General features: G+C 41.0%; 22 protein-coding genes and 1 tRNA gene. 18 read left to right on the top strand and 5 right to left on the bottom strand.

From position 1 onward, the window contains the following. Positions 1–16 precede the first annotated feature (16 nt). The 3 genes from AC1TO9_RS07625 to AC1TO9_RS07615 all read left to right on the top strand — a co-directional run bounded on the left by AC1TO9_RS07625 (position 17) and on the right by AC1TO9_RS07615 (position 2,463). Positions 17–1,096, top strand: coding sequence for a DUF294 nucleotidyltransferase-like domain-containing protein (locus AC1TO9_RS07625; protein WP_482058783.1), 1,080 nt, complete (start codon positions 17–19; stop codon positions 1,094–1,096). After that, complete coding sequence (locus AC1TO9_RS07620; protein ID WP_482054500.1) at positions 1,093–1,791, top strand: exonuclease domain-containing protein; 699 nt, start codon at positions 1,093–1,095, stop codon at positions 1,789–1,791. The genes AC1TO9_RS07625 and AC1TO9_RS07620 overlap by 4 nt, the downstream gene beginning before the upstream one ends. A gap of 120 nt (positions 1,792–1,911) precedes the next feature. Next, positions 1,912–2,463 (top strand): TlpA family protein disulfide reductase, encoded by a 552-nt coding sequence (locus AC1TO9_RS07615; RefSeq protein WP_482054239.1) that lies wholly within the window; start codon positions 1,912–1,914, stop codon positions 2,461–2,463. A gap of 85 nt (positions 2,464–2,548) precedes the next feature. Here AC1TO9_RS07615 and cimA read toward each other — a convergent pair whose 3' ends face one another. Next, positions 2,549–4,168: a citramalate synthase gene (gene cimA / locus AC1TO9_RS07610; RefSeq protein WP_482054238.1), complete on the bottom strand. Its 1,620-nt coding sequence runs from the start codon at positions 4,166–4,168 to the stop codon at positions 2,549–2,551. A 180-nt stretch (positions 4,169–4,348) separates the two neighbouring features. Here cimA and AC1TO9_RS07605 point away from each other — a divergent pair, with 180 nt between their 5' ends. From AC1TO9_RS07605 to AC1TO9_RS07595, 3 genes are all read left to right on the top strand, one after another. After that, complete coding sequence (locus tag AC1TO9_RS07605; RefSeq protein WP_482058782.1) at positions 4,349–5,641, top strand: DNA polymerase IV; 1,293 nt, start codon at positions 4,349–4,351, stop codon at positions 5,639–5,641. A gap of 127 nt (positions 5,642–5,768) precedes the next feature. Further along, positions 5,769–6,011 (top strand): ferredoxin, encoded by a 243-nt coding sequence (locus AC1TO9_RS07600; protein ID WP_482054236.1) that lies wholly within the window; start codon positions 5,769–5,771, stop codon positions 6,009–6,011. Positions 6,012–6,141: 130 nt separating this feature from the next. Further along, a complete protein-coding gene (locus tag AC1TO9_RS07595) occupies positions 6,142–7,587 on the top strand; it encodes a L,D-transpeptidase (protein WP_482058781.1) in 1,446 nt (481 codons plus the stop codon). Here AC1TO9_RS07595 and AC1TO9_RS07590 read toward each other — a convergent pair. Then, positions 7,584–7,718, bottom strand: coding sequence for a hypothetical protein (locus AC1TO9_RS07590; RefSeq protein WP_482054234.1), 135 nt, complete (start codon positions 7,716–7,718; stop codon positions 7,584–7,586). The genes AC1TO9_RS07595 and AC1TO9_RS07590 overlap by 4 nt on opposite strands. Positions 7,719–7,907: 189 nt before the next feature. Between AC1TO9_RS07590 and AC1TO9_RS07585 the strand changes: the two genes are divergently transcribed. The 5 genes from AC1TO9_RS07585 (at position 7,908) to AC1TO9_RS07565 (ending at position 12,047) form a co-directional block, all read left to right on the top strand. Then, positions 7,908–9,002 carry a quinone-dependent dihydroorotate dehydrogenase gene (locus AC1TO9_RS07585; protein WP_482054233.1) on the top strand — a complete coding sequence of 365 codons (1,095 nt, stop codon included), beginning with the start codon at positions 7,908–7,910 and terminating at the stop codon, positions 9,000–9,002. Positions 9,003–9,036: 34 nt separating this feature from the next. Next, complete coding sequence (yjbM, locus tag AC1TO9_RS07580; RefSeq protein WP_482054499.1) at positions 9,037–9,849, top strand: GTP diphosphokinase; 813 nt, start codon at positions 9,037–9,039, stop codon at positions 9,847–9,849. Further along, complete coding sequence (locus tag AC1TO9_RS07575) at positions 9,839–10,300, top strand: DUF309 domain-containing protein (RefSeq protein WP_482058780.1); 462 nt, start codon at positions 9,839–9,841, stop codon at positions 10,298–10,300. Before yjbM ends, AC1TO9_RS07575 begins: the two co-directional genes overlap by 11 nt. 148 nt (positions 10,301–10,448) lie before the next feature. Then, positions 10,449–11,198, top strand: coding sequence for a pseudouridine synthase (locus tag AC1TO9_RS07570; RefSeq protein WP_482054231.1), 750 nt, complete (start codon positions 10,449–10,451; stop codon positions 11,196–11,198). A gap of 48 nt (positions 11,199–11,246) precedes the next feature. Next, positions 11,247–12,047 carry a Cof-type HAD-IIB family hydrolase gene (locus AC1TO9_RS07565; protein ID WP_482054230.1) on the top strand — a complete coding sequence of 267 codons (801 nt, stop codon included), beginning with the start codon at positions 11,247–11,249 and terminating at the stop codon, positions 12,045–12,047. A 301-nt stretch (positions 12,048–12,348) separates the two neighbouring features. Here AC1TO9_RS07565 and AC1TO9_RS07560 read toward each other — a convergent pair whose 3' ends face one another. Further along, entirely contained in the window at positions 12,349–13,407 is a 1,059-nt protein-coding gene (locus AC1TO9_RS07560) for a GGDEF domain-containing protein (RefSeq protein ID WP_482058779.1), read from the bottom strand. Between the two features lie 232 nt (positions 13,408–13,639). Between AC1TO9_RS07560 and AC1TO9_RS07555 the strand changes: the two genes are divergently transcribed. From AC1TO9_RS07555 to AC1TO9_RS07545, 3 genes are read left to right on the top strand one after another with little or no spacing between them, the layout of a single operon-like run. Further along, positions 13,640–14,776 carry a glycosyltransferase family 4 protein gene (locus tag AC1TO9_RS07555; RefSeq protein ID WP_482054228.1) on the top strand — a complete coding sequence of 379 codons (1,137 nt, stop codon included), beginning with the start codon at positions 13,640–13,642 and terminating at the stop codon, positions 14,774–14,776. A 2-nt stretch (positions 14,777–14,778) separates the two neighbouring features. After that, positions 14,779–16,083: a metallophosphoesterase family protein gene (locus AC1TO9_RS07550; RefSeq protein ID WP_482054227.1), complete on the top strand. Its 1,305-nt coding sequence runs from the start codon at positions 14,779–14,781 to the stop codon at positions 16,081–16,083. Then, positions 16,083–19,277 carry an AAA family ATPase gene (locus AC1TO9_RS07545; RefSeq protein ID WP_482058778.1) on the top strand — a complete coding sequence of 1,065 codons (3,195 nt, stop codon included), beginning with the start codon at positions 16,083–16,085 and terminating at the stop codon, positions 19,275–19,277. The genes AC1TO9_RS07550 and AC1TO9_RS07545 overlap by 1 nt, the downstream gene beginning before the upstream one ends. Here AC1TO9_RS07545 and AC1TO9_RS07540 read toward each other — a convergent pair. Then, complete coding sequence (locus AC1TO9_RS07540; protein WP_482054225.1) at positions 19,252–20,280, bottom strand: YkvI family membrane protein; 1,029 nt, start codon at positions 20,278–20,280, stop codon at positions 19,252–19,254. The two genes, AC1TO9_RS07545 and AC1TO9_RS07540, sit on opposite strands and share 26 nt — an antisense overlap. A gap of 188 nt (positions 20,281–20,468) precedes the next feature. Between AC1TO9_RS07540 and AC1TO9_RS07535 the strand changes: the two genes are divergently transcribed. The 4 genes from AC1TO9_RS07535 (at position 20,469) to AC1TO9_RS07520 (ending at position 21,996) form a co-directional block, all read left to right on the top strand. Then, positions 20,469–21,041 carry a xanthine phosphoribosyltransferase gene (locus AC1TO9_RS07535; RefSeq protein WP_482054224.1) on the top strand — a complete coding sequence of 191 codons (573 nt, stop codon included), beginning with the start codon at positions 20,469–20,471 and terminating at the stop codon, positions 21,039–21,041. A gap of 97 nt (positions 21,042–21,138) precedes the next feature. Further along, the gene (locus tag AC1TO9_RS07530) at positions 21,139–21,468 is read left to right on the top strand and encodes a hypothetical protein (RefSeq protein WP_482054223.1); all 330 of its coding nucleotides are present in this window, start codon (positions 21,139–21,141) and stop codon (positions 21,466–21,468) included. A 107-nt stretch (positions 21,469–21,575) separates the two neighbouring features. Continuing rightward, positions 21,576–21,791, top strand: a complete 216-nt coding sequence (locus AC1TO9_RS07525; protein WP_482054222.1) for a hypothetical protein — start codon at positions 21,576–21,578, stop codon at positions 21,789–21,791. A 121-nt stretch (positions 21,792–21,912) separates the two neighbouring features. Further along, a tRNA-Leu gene (locus tag AC1TO9_RS07520) sits at positions 21,913–21,996 on the top strand. Positions 21,997–22,905: 909 nt separating this feature from the next. Here AC1TO9_RS07520 and AC1TO9_RS07515 read toward each other — a convergent pair. Then, positions 22,906–23,511: an IS66 family transposase gene (locus AC1TO9_RS07515; protein WP_482058777.1), complete on the bottom strand. Its 606-nt coding sequence runs from the start codon at positions 23,509–23,511 to the stop codon at positions 22,906–22,908. Between the last annotated feature and the right edge of the window lie 8 nt (positions 23,512–23,519).

Below are 23,519 nucleotides of genomic sequence, written 5' to 3'. Positions count from 1 at the left end.
GAGAGGGGCGGGTGATTTGACATCATTAAATTCACTAGAGCAGATTATAGACTTGAACGGAATTGCAATCTCAACATCTTGGGAGGAATTAAAAGATAGACGTAGTGAATATCAGACAGAGCTTCAGCAGTTGAAGCATGTATTGCCAATCTCAGAATGGATGTCTCTTGTCAATCAAATGCATGATTTATTTGTAGCTAAAGTATTGAGGAATTGTGAAGAAGAAATGGTGGTAGACGGTTATGGTCTACCACCTGTAGTTTATTCGTTCGTTGTATTCGGAAGTGCTGGGCGTCTAGAATCTACCCTGTGGAGTGATCAAGATAATGGAATGATTATCAGTGATGACTTTAGTGAGGGCAACAATAAATATTTCGAGAAGTTTTCCAATATCGTGTGTGACAGGCTGGCTTATTTGGGATATGAGAAATGTCTAGGGAAAGTGATGTGCTCAGAACCCATGTGGAGAAGGCCGCTGCAGGAGTGGAAAGCGACATTAGTGGAGTGGGGAAGAGATATGAGTTGGGAGCCAGTTCGTTATTTGATCATAGCAGCTGATGTACGTCATATAGCTGGCGACAATATCTTAACTGAGCAATTTAAAAAAGCACTATATCAAGTGTTCGAAGATTCCCCTGAACTACCATTTTCCATATTACGCAATACGGTTAAACATAAGGCAACATTAAATCTAGTGGGGAGAGTCATAACTGAGCGATTTGGTGAACATGCAGGTGAATTCGATGTTAAATATGGTCTCTATATTCCGTTAGTGAATTTCGTGAGATTTATGGCAATACAATTCAGTGTACAAGATACGATGACACAGAGCAGGTTAGATAAATTGATGTCTCTAGGTGCCGGGGATATCGCCATTGAAAATTGTCATAAAGCCTTTGAAATAGCTATTCAATTGAGGGCAAGTACTTCTTATACCATAGTTGATGGGTTATTTATAGGTAGTAATTATATTCCGGAACAAGATCTGAAGAGAAAACCAATCATGCATGACCTTCGTGAAAGCTTGGGAACAGTGAAAAGAACACATAGAGTACTACAGCGTATGTTGCGATATGCAGATTGGAAGAAACGATGAAGGGGCATGAGGGAATTCCATCTACAAAAGCTGACAGCATAGGGGCGCCAACGGCTCAATATATGGCCTTTATCCGTTCATTATTGAAAGAACGGCGTCGTCCAGATGCGTTAATGATTCCTTTATCAAAGCTTGAGACGGTTGTGTTTGATCTGGAGACTACGGGTTTTTCCTCCCAACAGGGGGATGGAATTTTGTCTTTCGGTGCTGTAAGAATGGTGGGTGCTGATATCATTGAGGAGGAAAGGTTCTATTCATTGGTGGATTGCCATAAGCAGATTCCACGGCATATTACTGAATTGACGGGGATCACACAGGGGATGGTAGATGGTGCACCATCACTTATGAATGGTCTGCATGAGTTTATGTCTTTTGTAGGGGGAAGAGTGCTAATTGCCCATGCTAGTGCTCATGATAAGGCATTTCTAAATGCAGCTTTATGGAAGACTTCAAAGACTCATTTAAGACATCGTATCATTGACACGATGATGATTGCGCGCTGGCTTGAACCACGGCGAGATGGGTACGGACTTGATGAATTATTAATAGAGCGTAATATTCCTATTATAGGAAGACATCATGCTTTAGAGGATGCGTTGATGACTGCTAAGTTGTGGCAGTCATATCTCATCGATATCTCCAAGCGTAGGGTAGATACACTTAGTGATCTATATGCCTATTTAAGTCGTTCATAATGAGAGGGATTAATACAATAACTAGCGCTTAGCAAATATTCATGAGGAGAACGCTGTAAGTTATTTCAGAAAGAGGGTAGAATAATACGTAATAACTTTAAGAAAAGGAAGTCAACCCTCATGAAGCGTAACATAACTGTATTGATTGTCACAATTATTTTGTTAGCAATAGCTGTGTATCAGAATGCAGACCCTGGGGTGCAAGCTGTATTTCAGATGGGCAAACCATTCCCGACGGAGTCTGGCCCTAAGGTCGGTTTACTCGCACCTCCATTCTCTGCGACTGGTTTGGATGGGGATATGTATAGTGTGGGTGGTAAACAGGACAAAGCGATCATGGTGAACTTTTGGGCTTCGTGGTGTGATCCTTGTAAGCAGGAGGCACCTGATTTAGTAAGAATAGCAAATGACTATTCCAATGATCTTATAATCTATGGTGTAAATGTAACCAAGTTTGATAATAAAAAGAATGCTGAGACATTCGTTAAGAAATATGATTTGAATTTTCCTGTGCTACTTGATCTTGAGGCAACGATATTTGATCAATATGGGGGAGCGGCCTTTCCAACAAATGTGATGATCGACAAACACGGTGTGATTCAGGAAGTTATTCTCGGGACTATTTCGGCAAAGGAATTGGAAAAGAAAGTACAACAGTTAATTAAATCTTGATAGTACAAAACCTCGGTGTCCATTGTGGATGCCGAGGTTTTGTTGAAATATAAGGAAGTATAAGTTTCACGTGATACTCTAACCATTAATGATTGACAAGACCATGTTGGCCTGCATTATCCGGAAGTTTCTCAACTTGCCCAATCTGACCCAAGAGTGCATATCGCATACTGTCGACTAAGGCTTCCCAACTGGCTTCAATCACATTGCCAGATACACCGACCGTATTCCATGTACTATCCATATTCTTCGATTCAATCAGAACACGTACTCTAGCTGCTGTTGCATCTTTCTCATCTAGGACACGTACCTTGTAGTCAGATAGATGCATTTCTTTGAGTTCTGGAAAAGATTGAACAAGTGCTTTCCGTAAGGCGTTATCGAGAGCATTGACGGGTCCATTTCCTTCGGCTGCCGTGTATACGCTTTGACCGTCAATCTTTAATTTAACAAATGCTTCAGAAACGACAGGTTTACCTGCAATTTTTTCAACAAGCATTTTGAAGGATTCAAAGATGAAGAGCTCAGATATTTGTCCATTTGCTTCACGCAATAAGAGCTCCAAGGAAGCGTCCGCTGCTTCAAATTGATAACCTTGATGCTCTAAGTCCTTAATTTTATCAATTACTATACGTGATTGTTCAAGGGTGGGGTCAAATTCTACGCCCATGTCCTTTGCTTTAGACAGAATATTGCTCTGACCGGCTAACTCAGACACGAGGATTCGTTGTTTATTACCAACAAGTTCCGGTGAGATATGCTCATAGGTGCGTGAATCTCTCAGAATTGCAGAGACATGGATGCCCCCTTTATGAGCAAATGAAGCACTGCCAACATAAGGCTGGTTAACGGGTAAGTGTACATTTGCGATTTCGCTTACATAACGAGCGGTGTTGGATAGTTGTTTTAACGATTCGGCTTCAATGCAGTCATATCCCATTTTAAGCTGAAGCGTAGGGATGATCGAGCATAGATTTGCATTTCCACAACGTTCGCCATAACCATTTATTGTTCCTTGGATTTGTCTTGCTCCAGCTTGTATAGCGCTCAATGTGTTAGCAACAGCAAGTTCGCAGTCATTATGAGTATGAATACCTAGGTTAGCATCAGGTAAATATGTAGCAACAGCTTTGACGATATCGTGAATCTCATGGGGAAGAGTTCCACCGTTCGTATCACACATCGTTAACCAATCAGCTCCAGCATCATTGGCTTTTTGGAGAACTGTAAGTGCATATTCCGGGTTATTCTTGTAGCCATCGAAGAAATGTTCAGCATCAAAGATCACTTCAAGTCCGTTGTGTTTCAAGAATGAAATGGAATCGTAGATCATGGCTAAATTCTCTTCTAATGTTGTTTGAAGTGCAGTATGGACATGGAAGTCCCATGACTTCCCAACTAAAGTTGCAGCCTGTGCACCTGATTCAAGAATAGATTGTAGATTTCGGTCTTGAGATGCTTCCGTGTTTTTGCGTCTTGTACTTCCAAATGCAGTGATTTTTGCACGTAACCTAAGCTCTTGAACTCTTTTGAAAAATTCAATGTCTTTGCTATTGCTGCCGGGAATGCCACCTTCAATATAATGAACACCGAGATCATCTAGTTTTTTGGCAATTTTCAATTTGTCGTCCGCCGATAAACTGACTCCTTCGCCTTGAGTGCCGTCTCGTAAGGTTGTATCGAATATAGCAATGGATGCAGACATTATAGCCCTCCTTTTATACTCACTGTAATGACGTTTTTATAGTTCATAATTATAGCACTTCTACGCTGGAATGTAACAAAGAATTCAATTTTCTTTGCCAAGCTTATTTCTTGACCTCTTCGTATGAGGAGGGTATGCTGACATTATCGTCATATAAATGAACGAAGAAGGGGTATTATAATGAGAACAATCGATGAATATTATCCAGCTAATGGCAGGGTTATACTTCATGTCGATATGAATGCATTCTATTGCTCTGTACATGAAGCGGAAGAGCCCGATAAATACCGGGATAAGCCAACGGCTGTAGCAGGAAGCGTTGAACTACGTAAAGGAATTATTGTCACTTGTTCATATGCTGCAAGACGTTTAGGTATAACAACGGGAATGCTTGTCAATCAAGCGCTGAAGAAGTGTCCTAACCTGATTGTTATATCGCCAGATTTCAATGCATATCGTAAATATTCTAACGCTTTTATGAAGATAGCTTATGATTACACACCTTGTATGGAAGCGACATCGATCGATGAGTGTTACTTAGATATTTCAGGATCCAAACAATTTGGAACCCCATATGAGATTGCTACAGAAATTCAGAATAGAGTGTATAAAGAACTATCGCTCCCATGCTCAATTGGTATCGCTCCGAATAAACTACTAGCAAAAATGGCTTCAGATATGAAAAAACCTAACGGTCTAACGATACTTCGTATCCGAGATGTTCCTAAGGTTCTTTGGGATAAGCGATGTGTTGAATTATTTGGTATTGGTGATCGAACCGCAGATAAATTGCGTAAACTTAATATTCACACGATTGGGCAGTTAGCCGAAGCGGATGAGCAATTATTGAAACAGAATTTCGGTGTGCTCGGCGTATGGATGAAGCAGGCTTCGAACGGGATTGATCACTCACCGGTGTTAGAAGGGCGTGAACAGAGCAAGTCGATAGGCCATACAACGACACTCCCTGAGGATATCTGTGCGAAAGAAGATATCCATCGTGTTCTGCTCAACTTAAGCGATCAAGTGGCTCGTAGGCTTCGACGACAGCAATTGGTTGCTGGTGGAGTGCAGATTACGATTCGAACACCAGATATGAAGACCATTACACGTACCCACACAATGAATGCCTCGACAGATCATACGGATGATATTTATGAGCAGGCCTGCCAATTATACCATGAACACTGGAATTGGGATAAGCCCGTTCGATTACTAGGTGTAACGCTGCAACATCTAGTGTCTAAAGAAGATTCAGCGATTCAATTGGATCTTTTTAATTATGAACAGCAACCTAAGAAGGAATCCTTAACGAAGGCGATGGACTTGTTACGTAACAAGTTCGGTGAGAATGCGGTTCTGACAGCAGGGATGTTAGGTGATGATCCATCGGTGTTAATTCGGAATCATAAAGTTAGAGGAACTTCATTGCAAATGGATTTCAGAGATAAATCCGATGATAAATTGTCATAACTAGGATAACAATTGGTAATATTGTTCGAAATCAATTGAAAATTCATTTTTAATGGTTTAATATTATGGATGATGTCGCTTGACGTAAAGGCTGTAATGAATGGATATACAGGAGGAAGAGAAGATAATGGCTAAATATACATGGGTAGAGAAAGATACTTGCATTGCATGTGGGGCGTGCGGTGCAACAGCACCAGATATTTATGATTATGACGATGAAGGAATAGCTGAAGTTATCTACGGAGACGACGCTAACCGTGGTGTGACTGTGATACCAGAAGACATGTTTGATGATTTAGATGATGCATGTGATGGTTGCCCAACAGATTCTATCAAGATTGCAGACGAACCTTTTAATAAAGAGGGTTAATGATAGGTTTTGACAGGTGTGAAATAACAAAATAGGCATACTCACGATATAGCTTGATGTGGGGATGTCTATTTTTTTTGTCTTTCTGCCGATATATATAGTAAAACGGTATTTCGGGGGTCCAGATGAGATGAAAGATTCTATATACCTTAAAGAATATGTGAAGCTACATCCTGAGAATAAGATGGGATGGTACTTATTAGGTAAGGAATACGAAAAGAATGGACAGGAAGGTAAAGCTAATTATTGCTTTAATCAATCTAGTGAAGTATTTGAAGCTTTTGAAAAGAGTAAGGTGCCGGATGATGTTTGGAAGGAATACGAAGATAGAATTTTGCAGATATCACGCCATAAAGAACGTCGCATTCGTAAAGTACGTGTCATCCTCCTGACGCTGCTCCTTTTATTCCTGACCTTTATACCTTCAGTACATACGCCAGGAGATACGATTGCTTTGGTTCCTGATGTGGAACAGATTGCTATGAATGAAATAGAGCAGCAACCAGAAGCAATTGTAACTGAGAGAGAGTTAAAGCAGAATACTCCTCTTGTGAGTCCTCGATTTACAGCGCAACCCAATGGTTCACCGGATGAGAAGGCTCGAACGCTATCGAATATGCTTGTTCGTTCAGGTGCTTTACCACCAAGGATTGCTGTGCTTAAGATGGAGCGTGAAGACAAATGGTTGATATGGAAACGAAATATGCCCATATCATTTACGTTAGAAAAAACGGATGGGGCACAAGTGACCTATCAACCTTATGATTCCAATGAATGTGCATGCACACCACCTGATGCAACGAAACTCAAGGCATCTGCCGTATTATGGGTTAAGAAGCAAGAGGAACTAGCGGCATTATCAAGTGCAATTCGCTTTTTTGTGCAAGAAAAGGGGCGTGTACCTGAAAGTTTTAGTGAATTAGTACAACCATTTCCGCGAAATAGAATATCCGGTTCAACGGAAGTGATGAAGAAGTATTTTAATGAGATCAATGCAAGCATAGGTGCGACAATACCGGCAACAGCAACTACCCCAATTACTGCTGGGGGTGACTCAGGTACAACGTCGAGTAATAAAGAAGGTTCAGTAATGACAGGTTCTGATTCGGGTATGGAAGGGGATATGTTCTTTAAAGAGCCATTAGAGATTATTGTGGATAAAAAGAACTATCGATTGGCGGTAGTTAGTGGAGATATCATACTGCGTAATTACAAAGTAGGGCTGGGCGGAGACAAAACACCAGAGGATGACTTTATTATATCGGATAAGGTTGTAAACCCAAATGGACGGTCTAATGGTGAATTTGGTAGCCGTGGAATGCAGTTATCTTCTAGCAATTATGCGATTCATGGAACGGATGAGCCTGGTAGTATTGGTCGTGACGAATCATTAGGTTGTATACGAATGTTGAAGGAGGATATAGAGGAGTTATTCGATCTTGTTCCCATGGGCACGAAAGTACGTATAGAAAAAGGGGTTCTACCTGATGAAGAGCGGGTTCCAACAGATCGTTATCGATCACAGCATAGACAGGATCAGACGAACCCGCTCAAAAAATACCGTTGGTTGAATTAAATGTTGAAAATAAGTAGAACGATCATTGCAATGACGACGATAGATATGCTGAGTCCAACCCATAAGAGCGCTTTCTTATTCACTTCTTGTTTGGTATGTTGAAGTGTAGGTGGTTTACGTTTGGTTGCCATAAAGATAACCCTCTTTCAATGATTTTCATTCACTAATCCAATTGTAATGTGTTTTTTAATAAATAGCTATAACACTATTCATGATAAAATGGAGTCTGATATAGAGGTAGTTTCACTTTCTTTTTAAACTGTAAAAGGATAAACTATAAAAGTGTGAGATCAAAAAGTAGATAGAGATGAGGAGAACTTGTGTTGTATAAAAACGTAGCTAAACCGATACTTTTTAAAATAGATCCAGAAAAAGCGCACCATCTCGTCGTTGGAGGATTACATACTGCTGGCTCCATCCCGGGCGTATCCCATGTGTTACAAAGTTTATGGGGTGTAAAGGAAACAGCTGATCTTGCTGTTGATTTATTCGACTTACACTTTCCGACCCCTGTTGGTCTAGCTGCAGGATTGGATAAAAATGCGGTAGCTGTACAAGGCTTCTCTTCCATTGGGTTTGGATTTATGGAAGTGGGAACAGTAACACCTAAGGGGCAATCGGGGAATGAACAGCCGCGTCTATTTAGATTACCTCCTGATGAGGCACTTGTGAATCGCATGGGGTTCAATAATGAAGGTATAGATGCAATGGAGCGAAGACTTTCAACGAATCAGAGGCGGCGAATTCCAGTTGCTATAAATATAGGGAAGAATAAACTAACCCCAAATGAAGAAGCTTATAAGGATTATCAGGAATGCATACGCAAATTATATCCTTATGGTGATTTTTTCGTAGTTAATATTAGTTCACCGAATACGCCAGACTTGCGTAATCTGCAGTATGGTAGTGAATTATCTTCTCTACTTTCGCATATCATGGAGGAAATGCAAGAACAAGCGCGTAAGCATAATAAGAGTAAACATATATTGGTGAAGATTGCTCCAGACGTGAGTGATTCGGAGCTTGAGTCTATGGTAGAAGTCCTTCAAACAAGTGGCGTTTCAGGTGTCATTGCAACGAATACGACTTTATCAAGAGAAGGGCTGAATCATTCTAATGCGAAGGAAAGCGGTGGATTGAGTGGTAAACCACTAAGTAATCGATCTACAGAAATTATTTCTCGAATTTACCGTCAGAGTCAGGGCTCCCTACCGATTATCGGTTCTGGGGGAATTTTTACTGGTAAGGATGCTTATGAGAAAATTCGGGCAGGCGCGAGTCTGGTTGAAATATATACATCACTTATCTATGAAGGACCAGTAGTGAATCGAAAGATTCATGCTGAATTGAGAAAGTACCTACTTCAGGATGGATTTAGTCATATATCAGAAGCGGTAGGTGCGGATCATCACTGAAGGTGAAAGACAGGAGGTTCGCTAGCTTATGGGAATGGACAATAGGGATTGGGGCATGTTTTTGCTCCCTTACGAACAGACAGTAGAGGAATTGAAAGTTAAATTTAAAACGATGCGTTCGGAATTGAAGAAGCGCGAAGAATATGCTCCCATAGAATTTGTTACAGGTCGAGTGAAGAAAATATCTAGTATTCTAAATAAGGCAAAACACTTAAATGTCCCTATGGATAAGCTTGAAACGGGTATTGAGGATATTGCTGGCATTCGAATTATGTGTCAATTCGTAGTGGATATACGTCGTGTAGCTGAATACATTCGTAATCGGAAAGATCTAAAAGTAGTGTATGAGAAGGATTACATTACCAATTATAAGGAAAGTGGGTATCGTAGCTTTCATATGATTGTAGAATATCCTGTTCAAACCGCACTTGGACAAGTGATTGTACTTGCTGAGATTCAAATTCGTACACTAGCGATGAACTTTTGGGCGACTATAGAGCATTCTCTAAGCTATAAATATCCAGAGAGTTTACCGGATAATATTCGCAAGCGGTTGAAAAAGGCAGGGGAAGCAGCATCAACATTAGATAATGAGATGTCGAGTATTCGTGAAGATATATTGGAAGCACAGAAGCAGTTTGAGGATGACTCGAATGTGACTACACAGGTGCTTTCACTGATCCACCAGTTGTACTTCTACCATTTAGTTAATGAGGCTATTGGATTCCAAGATCGATTCAATGACATCTGGCAGAGCCATGATATGGATGAAATGAAGGTGCTTCTAGATGAAGTGAAGCAATTGATTGCCAGAACCAAAAAAGGTGAGAATACGGATGAAATATGAGGAATTGTACGTCGCCTACCTCATTTATTTCAATCGTGATCAGGATTATTTCGAATGCCATGAGGTGCTTGAAGAATTGTGGCTTCGTGATAACCGGAATCCATTGTATAAAGGTCTTCTACAGGTAGCGGTCGGACTATATCATTTCCGAAATAATAATATCATTGGTGGCAGGAAGATGTTGCATAGTGCTGCTGATACATTGGAGCAGTATCCATCTTTGTCACTCGGAATTGAGTTGGGTTCATTAGTGAATCAAGTTCGCCGTTATGCTGATCAATTGGAGCGATTTGATGAGAATCCTTTTCTTTATTATGATCTAACCATTGTCATTGTTGATCCAGTATTACAACAGGCGGTTGATTTGGCGGATCTAACGATTGAACGCAATATTCCACAGCGTCGGGGACCTGAACGGCCACAGAGAGTGAAGACTCATGTTAGTGAATGAGTATGGATAACAATCAGGATGATGTTTATCTTGCTACGAATAATGGAACAACCTGCTATGTGATATCATAGCGGGTTGTTCCACAAATATAGGTTATGATTGGAGCTTTTTTTTCGTTCATAAGTGAAGAATTGGAGGTGTCGTTTATATGAGTGGAGGAAATCGGAAGACGCAAAGAATTGATAAAGTACTAGTTCATCTTGGTTATGGTTCTCGAAGTGAGATTAAGAGGATGGTTAAGCAAGGTAGTATTACGGTAAATGGTACCATGACGAAAGATAGCGGGTTGCATGTCGATCCGTTCAATGATACGGTTGAAGTAGATGGAAAAGGGATAGTTTATAAGGAATTTATCTATATCATGCTGCATAAGCCGCAAGGAGTCATATCTGCCACGGAAGATAAGCGTGAAGCAACGGTGCTTGATTTGTTGGAATCTGAGCATGCCTTGTTTGAACCTTTTCCAGTTGGAAGACTAGATAAAGATACAGAGGGATTACTACTTTTAACGAATGACGGAAAGTTTGCACATAATCTATTGTCACCACGGAAGCACGTCCCAAAGACGTATGAAGCGAAGGTGGACGGGGATGTTGGAGCGGAAGATATAGCTCGATTTGCACTTGGGGTCACACTGGACGATGGTTATACTACTTTGCCTGGGGAGCTGTTTGTGCTAAGCCAAGAACAAGATGGAGATCGAATCATCTCTATGATATCGCTGACGATTCATGAAGGTAAGTTTCATCAAGTGAAGCGGATGTTTGAAGCTGTAGGTAAAAAGGTGGTATACCTAAAGCGAGTTCAAATGGGGCAGCTACCGCTTGATCCCAAACTTGAAATTGGTAAATACCGTGAGCTGACCATGGACGAGTTATCCTTGTTAGGCAAGGAATGATCATAGATAAGTAGATAAATACAGAGATAGTAAAGGATGGATGGAGTTATGAAATACAAACTAATTGCACTAGATGTGGATGGAACTCTTTTGAACGATGATCATGAAATTAGTGAACAGACGATGGAGACCGTGAAGGCGGTATCAAACACAGGGGCAGAAATTATTTTGTGCACGGGCCGGGGACCTCAGAATACGATACCCTTTATGGAACAGATGGGATTAACGGGGTATGTTATCAGTCATAATGGTGCAGCAACTGCTAAGGTAGACACGAGTGAGATCGTTCATCAATTCCCCATGGATCACATGTCGCTAACGCCATTTATGGAATATTGTAGGGATAAAGGTATTCACTTTGATGTTAACACACCGTTAGAAATGTTCGTGGATAGCGTGGAGAGTTTAGATGAAGTAATAAGAGGTATGTATGAGAATTATCTGACATTACCATCGAATCTGCCAGAATGGACTGAATTTAAAGACCCTATCGTCAAATTCACGATGTTCGCTGAATCGGATGTTATTGATGATTTATATAAAGAATTAAGCAATTGGACATTCGATCTTACGATGCTCCGCAGTGGAGATTACTTCATAGATCTCATGAATAAAGAGGCTTCTAAAGGAAATGCATTGAAGCAACTTGCTATGAAACGTGGTATTCAACAGGAAGAGATATTAGCGATCGGGAATTATTATAACGATATCACGATGCTAACATTTGCAGGAAAAGGTATTGCGATGGATAATTCGCCTGTGGAAGTGAAGGCGGCGGCAGATGAAATAACACTTTCGAACAATGATGATGGTGTACATGCTGCGCTCCTTAAATACTGCCTCTCCTAAATAGTAAAGAGAAACGGGTTGTCCCAATAGTCATGAAAATGGCTAGGGACAACCCGTTTGTTTCTTATAGGCGAAAATAGATGTTCTGAAAAGACGCTCCGAGAACGGACCTTGCAGAAAATAAGGTATACTATTCGAAGTAGCGAAGATGACGGAATTGTCCTGAAGAAGCGAAAGTGTTCGCCTTTGCCCTCTGATTTCAACCGCTATGCGGTATACAATCAAGAAATCGGAGGGCAACAGCGATCGTAAGGACAATCCGTCATTGTAGCGGCATCCTACACTAATGTGTGTGGATTTCTCAGTGGCCTTGATCTTGAACAGGCCGTTTTTTAGATCTAGGAGCATGAAAAGGAGAGACTTTATTCTTACCTGTCGTTTTGGAACGATACATCGCTTGATCTGCTTGTGATACTAATTCATCTGCAGTTACATTCTTTCTGAGACTACTATGTCCTACACTGATCGTTACGATGCTCTCTTGTTCAACACGTGCTCGTATGCTCTCTGCAATATGATTTACATTGGCTCGTTTATCGACTAATGCGGCTACTAGTTCTTCTCCTCCATATCGACCCGATAGCCCTACTCCAGACACTTCTTCTTCGAGAATATTAGCTACCTGAATCAATACATCGTCTGCTTTGGCATGACCTTGAGTGTCATTCAATTTCTTGAAGTTGTCGATATCACAAAAAATGATAGAAACCTTTAATCCCTGATCCACATAACGATTCACATTTTTCATGAAGAACCGTCGGTTATAGAGGTTCGTTAATCCATCTGTAATAGAGGAACGATAGATGGATTGCATTTGCTCAACAATTCTTTGGAATAATATAAAAAAGATAACCGTGTAATAAACAAGTGGAAGTAATAACCTCAATATATTGAGCGTTGTATTCATCTGATCTGTATAAAGATTAATAATGGTCATGATAACCCAAATTAGACTTACAATCGAGCCGAAGATGTATTTGTATTGTTGTCCAATGCGGGGTGATATCAACCGCAGACCTATAATAATAACGAATCCTTGATGGATATTAAGATAAAGAAACTGTCCCGAAGGGGTATTAAATGGTGGGAACCCTAAGGGGAAAAGTGGAACAAGAAATAGTAATATCATCAATCCAAGCAGTATGTATCCAGCTTTATTCATCTTTCGGTACAATAGATAAACGGATGCATTTAAAAGTAGAAATGAGAAGACCTGCATCCGCATAGACCATAGAGAATACCTATATACAACATCTCCTTCTGTTAGGTTGAAATGGATGTTCATTCCTTCGTATGCCATAATAAAGAGGAAGGCAAGCACCATATATAGGTAAGCTTGTCTACGTTGTTTGCTGTACATAATGAGACACATCACTGTCATGATGAATACTATATAAAAACTACATGTTGCAGCGAACCCCGATATGATAGGGGAGGACCAAAGTGAAGATGGCATCAATATTCCTCGTTCCTGAATGTGAATTTTATATACAACGAATGATTAATCCGTCATAATGAAACGTATGTTCTTAATATACCATAAATCCTCGGATGATAGATATGACTGACATTATAGAAAGAGGGAATACTCAATGAAATTGTTACAAGCATTATTCTTCCCACCAGAACAGCCGGGTGGTGTATCATCTATGATTCCTTATATGCAGGAGCGGTTCAGTTCCTCCCGCTGGGAGATGGATATGTTCTGGTTACCGAGGAGAATTCGCAACAAGGGTCAAGAAGAAGTTGTATTTGATACATTCGACTGGACCATTTATGAAGATAGTGACATCGTACAGAAATATATTCAGACTTATAGAGATTATCTCTGGTGGAGTCATATGCGTATTCAACAACCATATGAACTAATTCATGCACATCATCCGATTGCTGGACTAGCGTTGAAACAATTATTTCCTGATACACCACTGATCCAAACGATCCACTCTAGTTATGAAGGAGAGTTAATCCTCAATGGGAAGATTCAAGAGAATGGACCTGAGCATCAATTTCTAGTATCCCTATATCGTGAGTTGGAACACAAGAGTGATCGCTTAATAACGGTATCGCAATCCTTTGCAGGATATGTGTCACCTTATGTTAATCACCCTGAACTTATTAACGTCATTCCGAACGGATTTGATGAGAAACGATTCAGACCGATCCCCCATGAGAATGAGATAGCACAGCTTGTTACGGTCTGCCGTCTTGTCCCTGCGAAAGGATTGGATATTCTACTCAAAGCTTGTGCTGAGCTTAAAAATCGGGGATATGACTATGTGCTTCATATTATCGGTGACGGGCCCTTTCGTAAGGAGCTTGAGGGATTGGCACGTGAGCTCGGAATTTATAATGAAACGATATTTTATGGATATACGCTACATCCAGAAGAGTTTATTCCTTTCTTCGATATTTTCGTATTGCCATCTAGAGCGGAGTCTTTCGGCTCAGTATTCGCTGAAGCAGCTCTAAGCTGCCTTGCACTCGTCGGAAGTGACGTTGGTGGAATACCTGAACAAATCGAAGACGGTGTGAATGGATTGCTTGTTCCTGTTGAAGATGTTGTTGCCCTCAGTGATGCGCTTGAGAAGGTCATTAGTGATCCATCCTATCGATATGAACTGGCCCGTTCTGCTTGGGAGAAAGCGAAGAGTGAATATTCCCTTACCCATGTAGTCAACGTTCTGAAGACCATATACTTACAATATGACATGGAAAAGAGTGGATAAGAATGATTCCATTTCGCTTCATTCATACCGCTGATTTACACTTAGACAGCAAGTTTGCTGGTATGAAGGGCTTGTCGGATTCTATTCGACAGCATTTGAGGGATTCCACGTTCACTGCCTTGCGACATTTAATAGAAGTCGCAATTGTTGAACAAGTAGATTTCATTGTGATCAGTGGTGATGTGTATGATGCAGCAGATAGCTCATTGAGAGCTCATTTATGTTTGCAAGCGGCATTCGAGGAGCTTGGTAGTCACGGAATACATATTTATGTTATCCATGGGAATCATGATCCATTAGATGGACCTAGGCTGCAAATTAAGGCTGCGGATCATGTGCATGTATTCGGTCCTGAGGTGGAGAGTTATAGAGCTAGACGACGAACGGACCAACAGGAGGTTGCCGTTGTAAGTGGCATTTCCTATCCAACGTCCAAAGTAACGGAGAACACAGCTCTGAAATTTCGTAGAGAAGATGAGTCAACGCTGTTTCATATTGCGATACTGCATGCCAATGTAGATGGAGATCCCGTTCATGAGACATATTCACCTTGCACGCGTAAAGAATTGGAATCATCTGGGTATGATTATTGGGCGCTTGGACATATTCATCAGCGGCGAGTGATTCAGGAGTATCCACATATCGTATACGCTGGAAATATTCAAGGGAGAAGTGTGAAGGAGACTGGACCTAAGGGATGCTATGTTGTTGAAGTTTTTGAGGATGCCTCAATTCAGTTAATTTTTCATGAATTGGATCATGTACGCTATGTTCGAGAAGAAATATCGATTGATGGTATTCATGATATAGATGAATGGCGAATGCGAGTTGAGGAAAAGGTGGATGACATTCGAATTGTTCGTCCAGAACGAATGAGTATCGTACGCTGGATCATAACAGGACGCAGTTCCATTCATCGTGCATTAGAAAGTGGACATGTAGCACGCGAACTAGAAGATGAATTACGGCGTAGAGAAATAGCAAGAGCAGAAAGTGGACAATTCGGTGGATTAGTATGGAGCGAGAGCATTTCACTTCAATCGGGTATAGAAATTGATCGTTCTGAACTTATGCGCGAAGATCATTTTCTAGGTGAGATGCTTCGTCTTGCAGAGAAAGTAGACCAAGATGATGAGTTGACGAAGGAACTGCTGGATAAGGCATTGGCTCCCCTTATGAGCAATCGAGTGATTAGGGGGATCATGAATGAAACTAGTGAGCAGGAAAGACAGGAATGGCTAGAACGTGCTGGGGAGCTAGGTGCTATGTTGCTTCTTGACGAGGCTAGTGACGGAGGCAGAAAGTGATGAGAATTGAAAGACTACAGATTCATGGATTTGGGCGCTTGAAGGAACAAGATATAACGATCAATCCGGGAACTACGGTATTTATTGGACCTAATGAAGCGGGTAAAAGCACGATTCAGCAATTTGTACGTGCCATGCTCTTTGGAATCCCTAGTCGGTCTTATCCCACTGAAAGATATGAGCCACTGGCTGGTGGTGTTCATGGAGGCATTCTTACAGCAATAGATGCAGGGGGGAACAGATGGATTATTTCCCGGTTCGCAACGACTGGAGATGGAGGAAGTGGATCTGCTAACCGAACGGAGAAGCTCTCGATTATTAGAAATGATGAATATGGACAAGTTCAGCAGGTGACCCAACAAGAACTGGAACGTGAACTTTTGGGAGGGTTATCTCGTGAAATGTTCAATCAGTTATTTGCGATATCGTTAAGCGAACTTCAGGAAATACGTTCACTGCAATCCGATGAAATGAGCAGCTACTTATTTCATGCAGGCATTGGTGGTGGAAGTGAGATCATTCAGGCTGAACGCAAACTTACTCAGGATATGGAGAAGTTATACAAGCCAAAAGGTCGTGTACAAGATATTTCAAAAGTGCTGCAAACGATGGAGCAATTGGAGAAAGAAATATCTGTAAGTCGCTCCTTTCTGAAGCGGTATAATGACAATGCTTCAACACGGATGGAGACAGTTGAGCTATTAGATAGACAGGAGTGGACTCGCCAAATTTCTATTGAGCGTCATCTACTCCTAAGAAAGGCGCAAGAGATCAGACCAATGTGGCTAAAATGGATGGAGGCAAAGCTTCAGGAGTCTTCTCTTCCAGAAGTTCCGTTTTTTCCTGAAGGAGGGGTACGAAGATGGGAGTCACTCCAAGCAGAAACGGATACAGCCTATCTTAGGCAAACGCAACTTCTCCGCAGTCAATTAGAGATACAAGCGCAACTTGATCAGTTGCCATATGATATGGAACTTGAAGATCAGGGCGATCTAATTGAACGCTTGAGTACTCGAAGAGAATCTTATGATGCAAAAAAGGGAGACTTGCAAGAAGTTAGAGCTGAAGCATCTGCGTTAGATATGCGGGTAACTCGTATTGTTCGGCAGATAGATTCAACTTGGACCAGGACTGAACTTCAGAATTTCTCTACATCAGTAGGTGAACGCGAGTCTGTGCGTCGTTATTCAGCTGGCTTCTCCAGTTATGATCGAAGAATAGAGAGTCTAGGTGTGGAGGTACAACAGTTACGGCAGCAAATGGATACTACGGAAGTAGGTTATCGTAGATCTCAGCAGGCATACAAGGAAGAGTGGGATGCGGGGAACAGTCGCTTTGCTATGTTGATACCTCGTAGCTCACAAGAAATGACTGCGCTTTGGAATGAGTTGCAAGAAACTCTAGAGCGTTGGCGTGAGAATAGAATGGTAAGGCTAACATCTTTGGGACAAGTTGAGAGTGATAGAGTTATACAGCAGCGCTTGAAGACAATAACTCGTGGATTTCTATGGGGTAGTAGCATTTTGACAATTGTCGTTCCACTACTTGTATGGAGCAGAGGATTTCCTATGCCTGCTATAGTTATAGCATCCATTTTATTACTTGTGGATGTCGTTCTACTATGGAATGGAATTCTGAAGTCTCCACCTCAGCGTGGCAAACGTGCAGATTCTAGACTTGTTGAAGATGAACGACAGGATCTGGAAGACATCACCAAGTTGATGTGTCGTCTTATAACGAACCCCTTCAATGCTACTGATGGTGAAGCTGCAAAGAGGCATCCGATCAATGCGACGGAAGTAGAGACAGGTGTGCGTGAACTACGTAAATTGATGGATCAATGGTTAGTTTGGCAGCAAAAGATAGATAAGCTGATGATAGAACTCAAGGCCTATCAAGACCGTATGAATACGTTAAGGCATGAACTCTCAAGGGTTGAAGAAGGTATGTCGAAGGAAGAGCGCATCTTTGAACAGCTTGAGAAGCAATGGGAGGGTTGGTTACGACAACGAGATCTTAACCTCCAGCTCTCACCAGAAGCTGTACTTGATATGTATGTGTTGGCAGAACAAGGGTTAGAGAATATAGATCATCTAGATAAGATAAATCGTAAAATGCATCAGCTACACCAGGATTGTCTTGATTATGAAACAGAATCGTTAAGTCTGTTGTCAGAAGGTGTAAATCCAGTGGACTTGTCTCCTGGAGCATGGATTGAACTGAAGAAGAAAGAATGGGATGAGTATCAGGAACAGGTTCGTAAACGTAAAATACTAACTTCGAGATTAGAACCTTTAGAAGAAGAGTTGCAGCTTCTGTCAGATGAGTTACAACGAGTAACATCTCTCAAAGAGGAGCTAACCATGGAAGGAGAAGCCGTCAGTGGGGAGGACTATTTGCGACGTGGGGGGATTTATAAGCACCGTTCGGAATTAAAGGACAGCATTCTTCAGTGGGAAATTTCGATGTTTAGCGGCTCAGATGATCAGCGAAGAGAAGCCATTCTAAATGTATTAAATACTCATGATGAGACGGGATTAGAATTAGTATGTCAACATCATGAAATGGAATTGAACGAGGTTGAGTCCCGCTGGAATGAGTTGCAACAACAACATGGAAGGTTGTTGCAGGAGCGGGACCAATTAGAATTGTTATGTCTACATGATACAGCGATTCAGAAACTTGAGGAACAGAAAGCATCTTTAAAAGAATTAACAACTGATTATGCTGTGATGTCTATTTGCTCGGAATTGATCTCAAGAACCCGTCGTATTTATGAAGAAGAGAAGCAACCAGAAGTTTTGAAGATGGCGTCAATCTATTTCGCACGATTAACTAAAGGTGCTTATTCTCGCATTGTTATGAAAATGGGAGGGAAAGAGCTGCTTGCTGAGCACCGCGACCAAGGACTGATTGATAGTGCGAAACTTAGTCGAGGCACGGCTGAGCAGATGTATTTGGCCATGAGACTCGCTTTAGCAGGTACGATGAAATCAAAAGTATCGATCCCTTTACTTTTTGACGATATATTAGTTAATTTCGATCAGGAGAGAATGGTGGCTGCGTTGTCTCTGTTGCAGGAGATTTCTTCAACACGGCAGATTATCATGATGACTTGTCATCCCTATATCGTACAACATATTCAGGATAGGATGCCGACAGCTCATTTCATTTCGTTGCAACCATCAATTTGACGACCCAAAATAAACTGAGAAAACCGAAGAGTGGATATAAAATGGACAATAAATAACTGAATCCGAATTGGCTAACTATAAAACATGTCAGCATGATGGCCACGGAGATCACTTTGGGAGAAAAATGAAAATGTTGTTGAAGTTGTAAGTTAACCCCGTATATATCCGCAACAAAGGTTGTGAATATTTCGAGGAATATGAGCAGTACGTAAATCAATTGTACGGCTACACCCAATTGAAATGCGATATTGCCCATTGGAATCTCATATTGTGTAATGCCTGGCATTTGCGCTGACAGGGCGAAATGGGCGGCCATTAACATAAATCCAACGCCCAGTCCTCCAATAACTCCACCCCATTTAATGACAGTAAGGCTCTCAGTTCGGCTACCTAGGGGGACAAGTATTGCTTGTGCCATAACGAGATTGAATGCCGTATAGAGTACTGGTGATAGCCATGCCATCGTTAGGTTCGTATCGGTAGATAAGGTTATGAAACGATCTGCATTTGGGGATTGCAATGTATTAGAGATGATGAGCAGTGAGATGGTCAGCATCATGGGTACAACAATACTGTTCATGTACATAATGGAATGCATGCCTCGACGAAGTAAGAAATAGGCACCTACAAGTGTTATAATTAGACCTGTCTGATAATGGAGATTTAGATGTTCCACAAATACAGAACCGGCGCCAGCAAGCATAATGCTGTTTACTCCGATGAGAACGAACAGCATGATAATACTGATGTACCCGCCTGATTTATGTCCAAACAAATACTTGTTTAGATCTTCATAGGATTTCGCACGAATGGTTCGTGAAATGATCATCATCTTCGTACCTAACCAAATAAAGAGGATGGTTGAAAGGATAATAGTCAACGTAGCCCACTTTCCATATTGAGTGAAGAACTGGAGGATTTCCTGTCCAGTAGCGAATCCGGCGCCAACAATGGTACCTATGTAAGTAAATGCAATTTGTAAAATTCTACCTAAGTTTTTCATTGTTACCTCCTTGAACATACTTCGCAATAGTACAAGGTATGTTGAAAAAGAGTGGGACATGACTATAAGTGCGAGTTCAAAAAGGTGACTTTTTGAACAACCTCTGTAACTTGTCCAAATGTACTTGATGTTTGGGCTATATATATGGTATTTTTACGACAAAGAATTGGCATGGGAGGGTAAACACTATGGAATTACTAAAACAACGAATTATTGAAGAAGGCACAATATTGTCCGATCAAGTATTGAATCTTGATGGATTATTGAATCATCAAGTAGACCCTCAATTAACGATGGAAATGGGTAGAGAGTTTGCAGCGAGGTTCAGGGAGTCTGGAATTACACGGGTAGTGACGGTCGAATCTTCCGGAATTTCAGTTGGTTTCGCTACTGCCTATGAACTTGGAGTGCCACTCGTATTTGCACGTCGCAAAAAGACACTTCTTGCTGATCCAGATGCATATTGTGAGCGCGTACCATCCTTCACCAAAGGAATAGTGACGGATATTATGTTATCAAGACGGTATCTAAGGAGTGAAGATCGGGTGCTTTTTATTGATGATATTATTGCTAATGGTGATGCTGCCAAAGGGTTGATCAAGATCATAGAACGTTCTGGAGCAGAACTAATGGGATTAGGAATTGTGATTGAGAAGTCTTTCCAAGCAGGAGCACGCACGATTCGAGAGCAAGGGTTTAGAGTTGAATCGCTTGTGAAGATTGCATCATTGACCGATGGAACGATTACTTTTCTCGAATAAAATAGGATATGATAAGCCCAAATATTCGCAATACCTTTCAAGTGGAATACGAATAGCTTATAATATAAAGTGTAAGGAAGAGAGAGGAGGCAACACAATGGGGAAAGAACCGATAACAGAACAATTCTTTGTTGATAAGTTGGCCGCTGCAAAGATTCATTTCGAACGTGCGGTAGATTGTAAACATACAGAATTTGATGATTTATATCCCTATATGCTTGAACACCCTCAATTTTTTTGGTACAAACGTTATGTCGCTTGGTCTGAATTGTTAACTATTGTGAGCTTGTGTGAGGAATTAGCGTTCTCGTGGAAGGAAATATTCACACCTCAACAAGTTGAGTATCTGAACAGTCGAGTGATGTCTGCTACAGTGCTAGATTTCTGGTTCGAGAAGAACGATAGTAAAGAACATGTGCAGCGATAATTCTGGGTTCAATATGAATTGAATACTTAATGTGTGTAATTTAATAATATGGCCTAAATGTAACTGTTTAGGTCCTTTTTATAAATGTAGGGAGTTGAATTCGTGAAATGATTAGTGATGGAGAATTGGATGCTTTTCGTGTTCAAGGTGAGAAAGTTCGTGTCGTTCGCGATTCAATCGCAAGCAATGATATAAGAGGGATTGTAGTGGCATGGGATGCAGAGCAGGTACTCATTCGACGACCTAATCGAAATGTGGTCAAGCTGGATCGCAATTACATTTACCAATTAGCCAGTGAACCCCGACTTGATCCATTGAAATAGTGAAGGTGAGTTACTACTATAATCGGTGGAGAATGACGTGATTTACTGTAATAAATAGGTATGATAAAATCATGATGCTAGTGTGGTTTTGAGTTGTTTCAACATAGTAGCATCATCATATGCGGTCATGGCGGAATTGGCAGACGCGCTGGCTTCAGGTGCCAGTGGTAGTTATACCATGGAGGTTCGAGTCCTCTTGACCGCATCATACTCTTAAACCCAGGAAGCCTTGCCTAGCAAGGCTTCGTTTCTTTTTGTCTGAGTTTGAATGATCGTTGTATGGGTCGGGTAGTAAGGATTCGGACTGGTTTTTCTACCATTCTACTAATATTGCTTTATTTTTATGAATAGGAACAATGATATCGAGATTCCGATGTTCTCAGGTGGTTGAATATGTGTATATCGCTCGTTGCTTTCTCCTCGTTTATGAACTGCTTAAACTCTTCCCTCAGTAGCGCTATTCCGCCATTTTGTGGGCTGTAGTATTTTTGAAAATAATACGGAATCCCTATTTTGAAATGCAACTTCAAAAGTTTGACACCCGATATAAATTGCATGGTAAGATAGGCAGTTGTCTAGCCGATTACAGCACCTAACAAAATGAGAATGGGGTACAATATCTTGTTTGGTTCAATTGGAGATTAGGGAGGGATAGCAGAATGAGTAAATTCATCTTTAGCGACGTTTACTTCATTCGGTTGGGCTTGCATTGAGTGAAGGGCTTGTTCGAAGGAAATCGAATCCCACTTTAAAGCCAGTATTTCGTTGCATCTTAAGCCACAGTGAGCCGACAAACAATAACTTGGCTTCAAGCAATGTCACTCGTCGGAATCGTACCAGCACGCCCGCATGGAGTTGTTGTTTGCTTCAGTTATTTCAATGAATTGCATAAGTCATGTTGCATTAATTTATTTCTTATACACACGGACCGCGTGAGGTCCGTGTGTTTTTGGTGCAAGTAATTGGTAATCGAAGCTGGCACTTGATAATTTTTAATACAAAGAAGGTGCAAATATTAAACAATATGTAAAAAGAATTTACACGATGTTTACATATTGTTAATGTCTCGAAAACAATGGATAACTATACTAAATAGGTTACTACTTAGGTATCTCTAGAAGCTAAATTGACCCTTAAAAGCCGAAGTGAGTGAAGAAAGAATCGAAAGATTTTGTTTGCGGAATGTAGCGATTATACTGCGGATACGAGCAAATTGCTTTGCATTAGATAGCGTTCGATAGGAGCCAGATACTTTTATTTTAATTTTCACCATGCGAATGTCACGCTCGGCTTGGTTGTTATCAAAGGGAACGTAGGCATCACGAATAAAGCGAAAAATGGCTTCTTTGTGAAGCTGAAATCGCTGCCCTAGATTTGCTGCTTTGCTCTTTTTCTTTCTGCCAGCTTCCTTTACCACTTCCCAGGTCTCTCGAGAAAGCGCTTTCATATCAGTTGTCCAAGGCTGGTTATCATAGGTTTCAATGCCTATGCATTCACGTAATAAATGAGAGTTACATAACGCATGGACAAAGTTGTAGATCTCTTTGAAGTATGTGGCGTAGCAATCATGCACCAGTGTATTTGTGAATCGAGGCAAAAAGTCCAGTTGCTCGATTCGCTGGGCATGCTCTTCAATGGTTTGAGTTAACGTCGTGATAAAGGCTGCAATTTCTGGATCTCCTTTGCTGATTCCTGAGATTTGCTCTGGCTTTAGCTTCACGATGTAAC

It is taken from the genome of Paenibacillus sp. Y916, assembly GCF_056786435.1.
This window is presented reverse-complemented; position numbering and strand designations above follow the sequence as displayed.

Excerpts from the sequence above, each read along its gene's own strand:
- AC1TO9_RS07595 (WP_482058781.1), top strand. The coding sequence starts at position 6,142 with ATGAAAGATTCTATATACCTTAAAGAATATGTGAAGCTACATCCTGAG.
- AC1TO9_RS07530 (WP_482054223.1), top strand. The coding sequence starts at position 21,139 with ATGGGGAAAGAACCGATAACAGAACAATTCTTTGTTGATAAGTTGGCC.
- AC1TO9_RS07535 (WP_482054224.1), top strand. The coding sequence starts at position 20,469 with ATGGAATTACTAAAACAACGAATTATTGAAGAAGGCACAATATTGTCC.
- AC1TO9_RS07570 (WP_482054231.1), top strand. The coding sequence starts at position 10,449 with ATGAGTGGAGGAAATCGGAAGACGCAAAGAATTGATAAAGTACTAGTT.
- AC1TO9_RS07605 (WP_482058782.1), top strand. The coding sequence starts at position 4,349 with ATGAGAACAATCGATGAATATTATCCAGCTAATGGCAGGGTTATACTT.
- AC1TO9_RS07620 (WP_482054500.1), top strand. The coding sequence starts at position 1,093 with ATGAAGGGGCATGAGGGAATTCCATCTACAAAAGCTGACAGCATAGGG.
- AC1TO9_RS07525 (WP_482054222.1), top strand. The coding sequence starts at position 21,576 with ATGATTAGTGATGGAGAATTGGATGCTTTTCGTGTTCAAGGTGAGAAA.
- cimA (WP_482054238.1), bottom strand. The coding sequence starts at position 4,168 with ATGTCTGCATCCATTGCTATATTCGATACAACCTTACGAGACGGCACT.
- AC1TO9_RS07545 (WP_482058778.1), top strand. The coding sequence starts at position 16,083 with ATGAGAATTGAAAGACTACAGATTCATGGATTTGGGCGCTTGAAGGAA.
- AC1TO9_RS07555 (WP_482054228.1), top strand. The coding sequence starts at position 13,640 with ATGAAATTGTTACAAGCATTATTCTTCCCACCAGAACAGCCGGGTGGT.
- AC1TO9_RS07540 (WP_482054225.1), bottom strand. The coding sequence starts at position 20,280 with ATGAAAAACTTAGGTAGAATTTTACAAATTGCATTTACTTACATAGGT.
- yjbM (WP_482054499.1), top strand. The coding sequence starts at position 9,037 with ATGGACAATAGGGATTGGGGCATGTTTTTGCTCCCTTACGAACAGACA.
- AC1TO9_RS07565 (WP_482054230.1), top strand. The coding sequence starts at position 11,247 with ATGAAATACAAACTAATTGCACTAGATGTGGATGGAACTCTTTTGAAC.
- AC1TO9_RS07600 (WP_482054236.1), top strand. The coding sequence starts at position 5,769 with ATGGCTAAATATACATGGGTAGAGAAAGATACTTGCATTGCATGTGGG.
- AC1TO9_RS07560 (WP_482058779.1), bottom strand. The coding sequence starts at position 13,407 with ATGTACAGCAAACAACGTAGACAAGCTTACCTATATATGGTGCTTGCC.
- AC1TO9_RS07575 (WP_482058780.1), top strand. The coding sequence starts at position 9,839 with ATGAAATATGAGGAATTGTACGTCGCCTACCTCATTTATTTCAATCGT.
- AC1TO9_RS07590 (WP_482054234.1), bottom strand. The coding sequence starts at position 7,718 with ATGGCAACCAAACGTAAACCACCTACACTTCAACATACCAAACAAGAA.
- AC1TO9_RS07550 (WP_482054227.1), top strand. The coding sequence starts at position 14,779 with ATGATTCCATTTCGCTTCATTCATACCGCTGATTTACACTTAGACAGC.
- AC1TO9_RS07615 (WP_482054239.1), top strand. The coding sequence starts at position 1,912 with ATGAAGCGTAACATAACTGTATTGATTGTCACAATTATTTTGTTAGCA.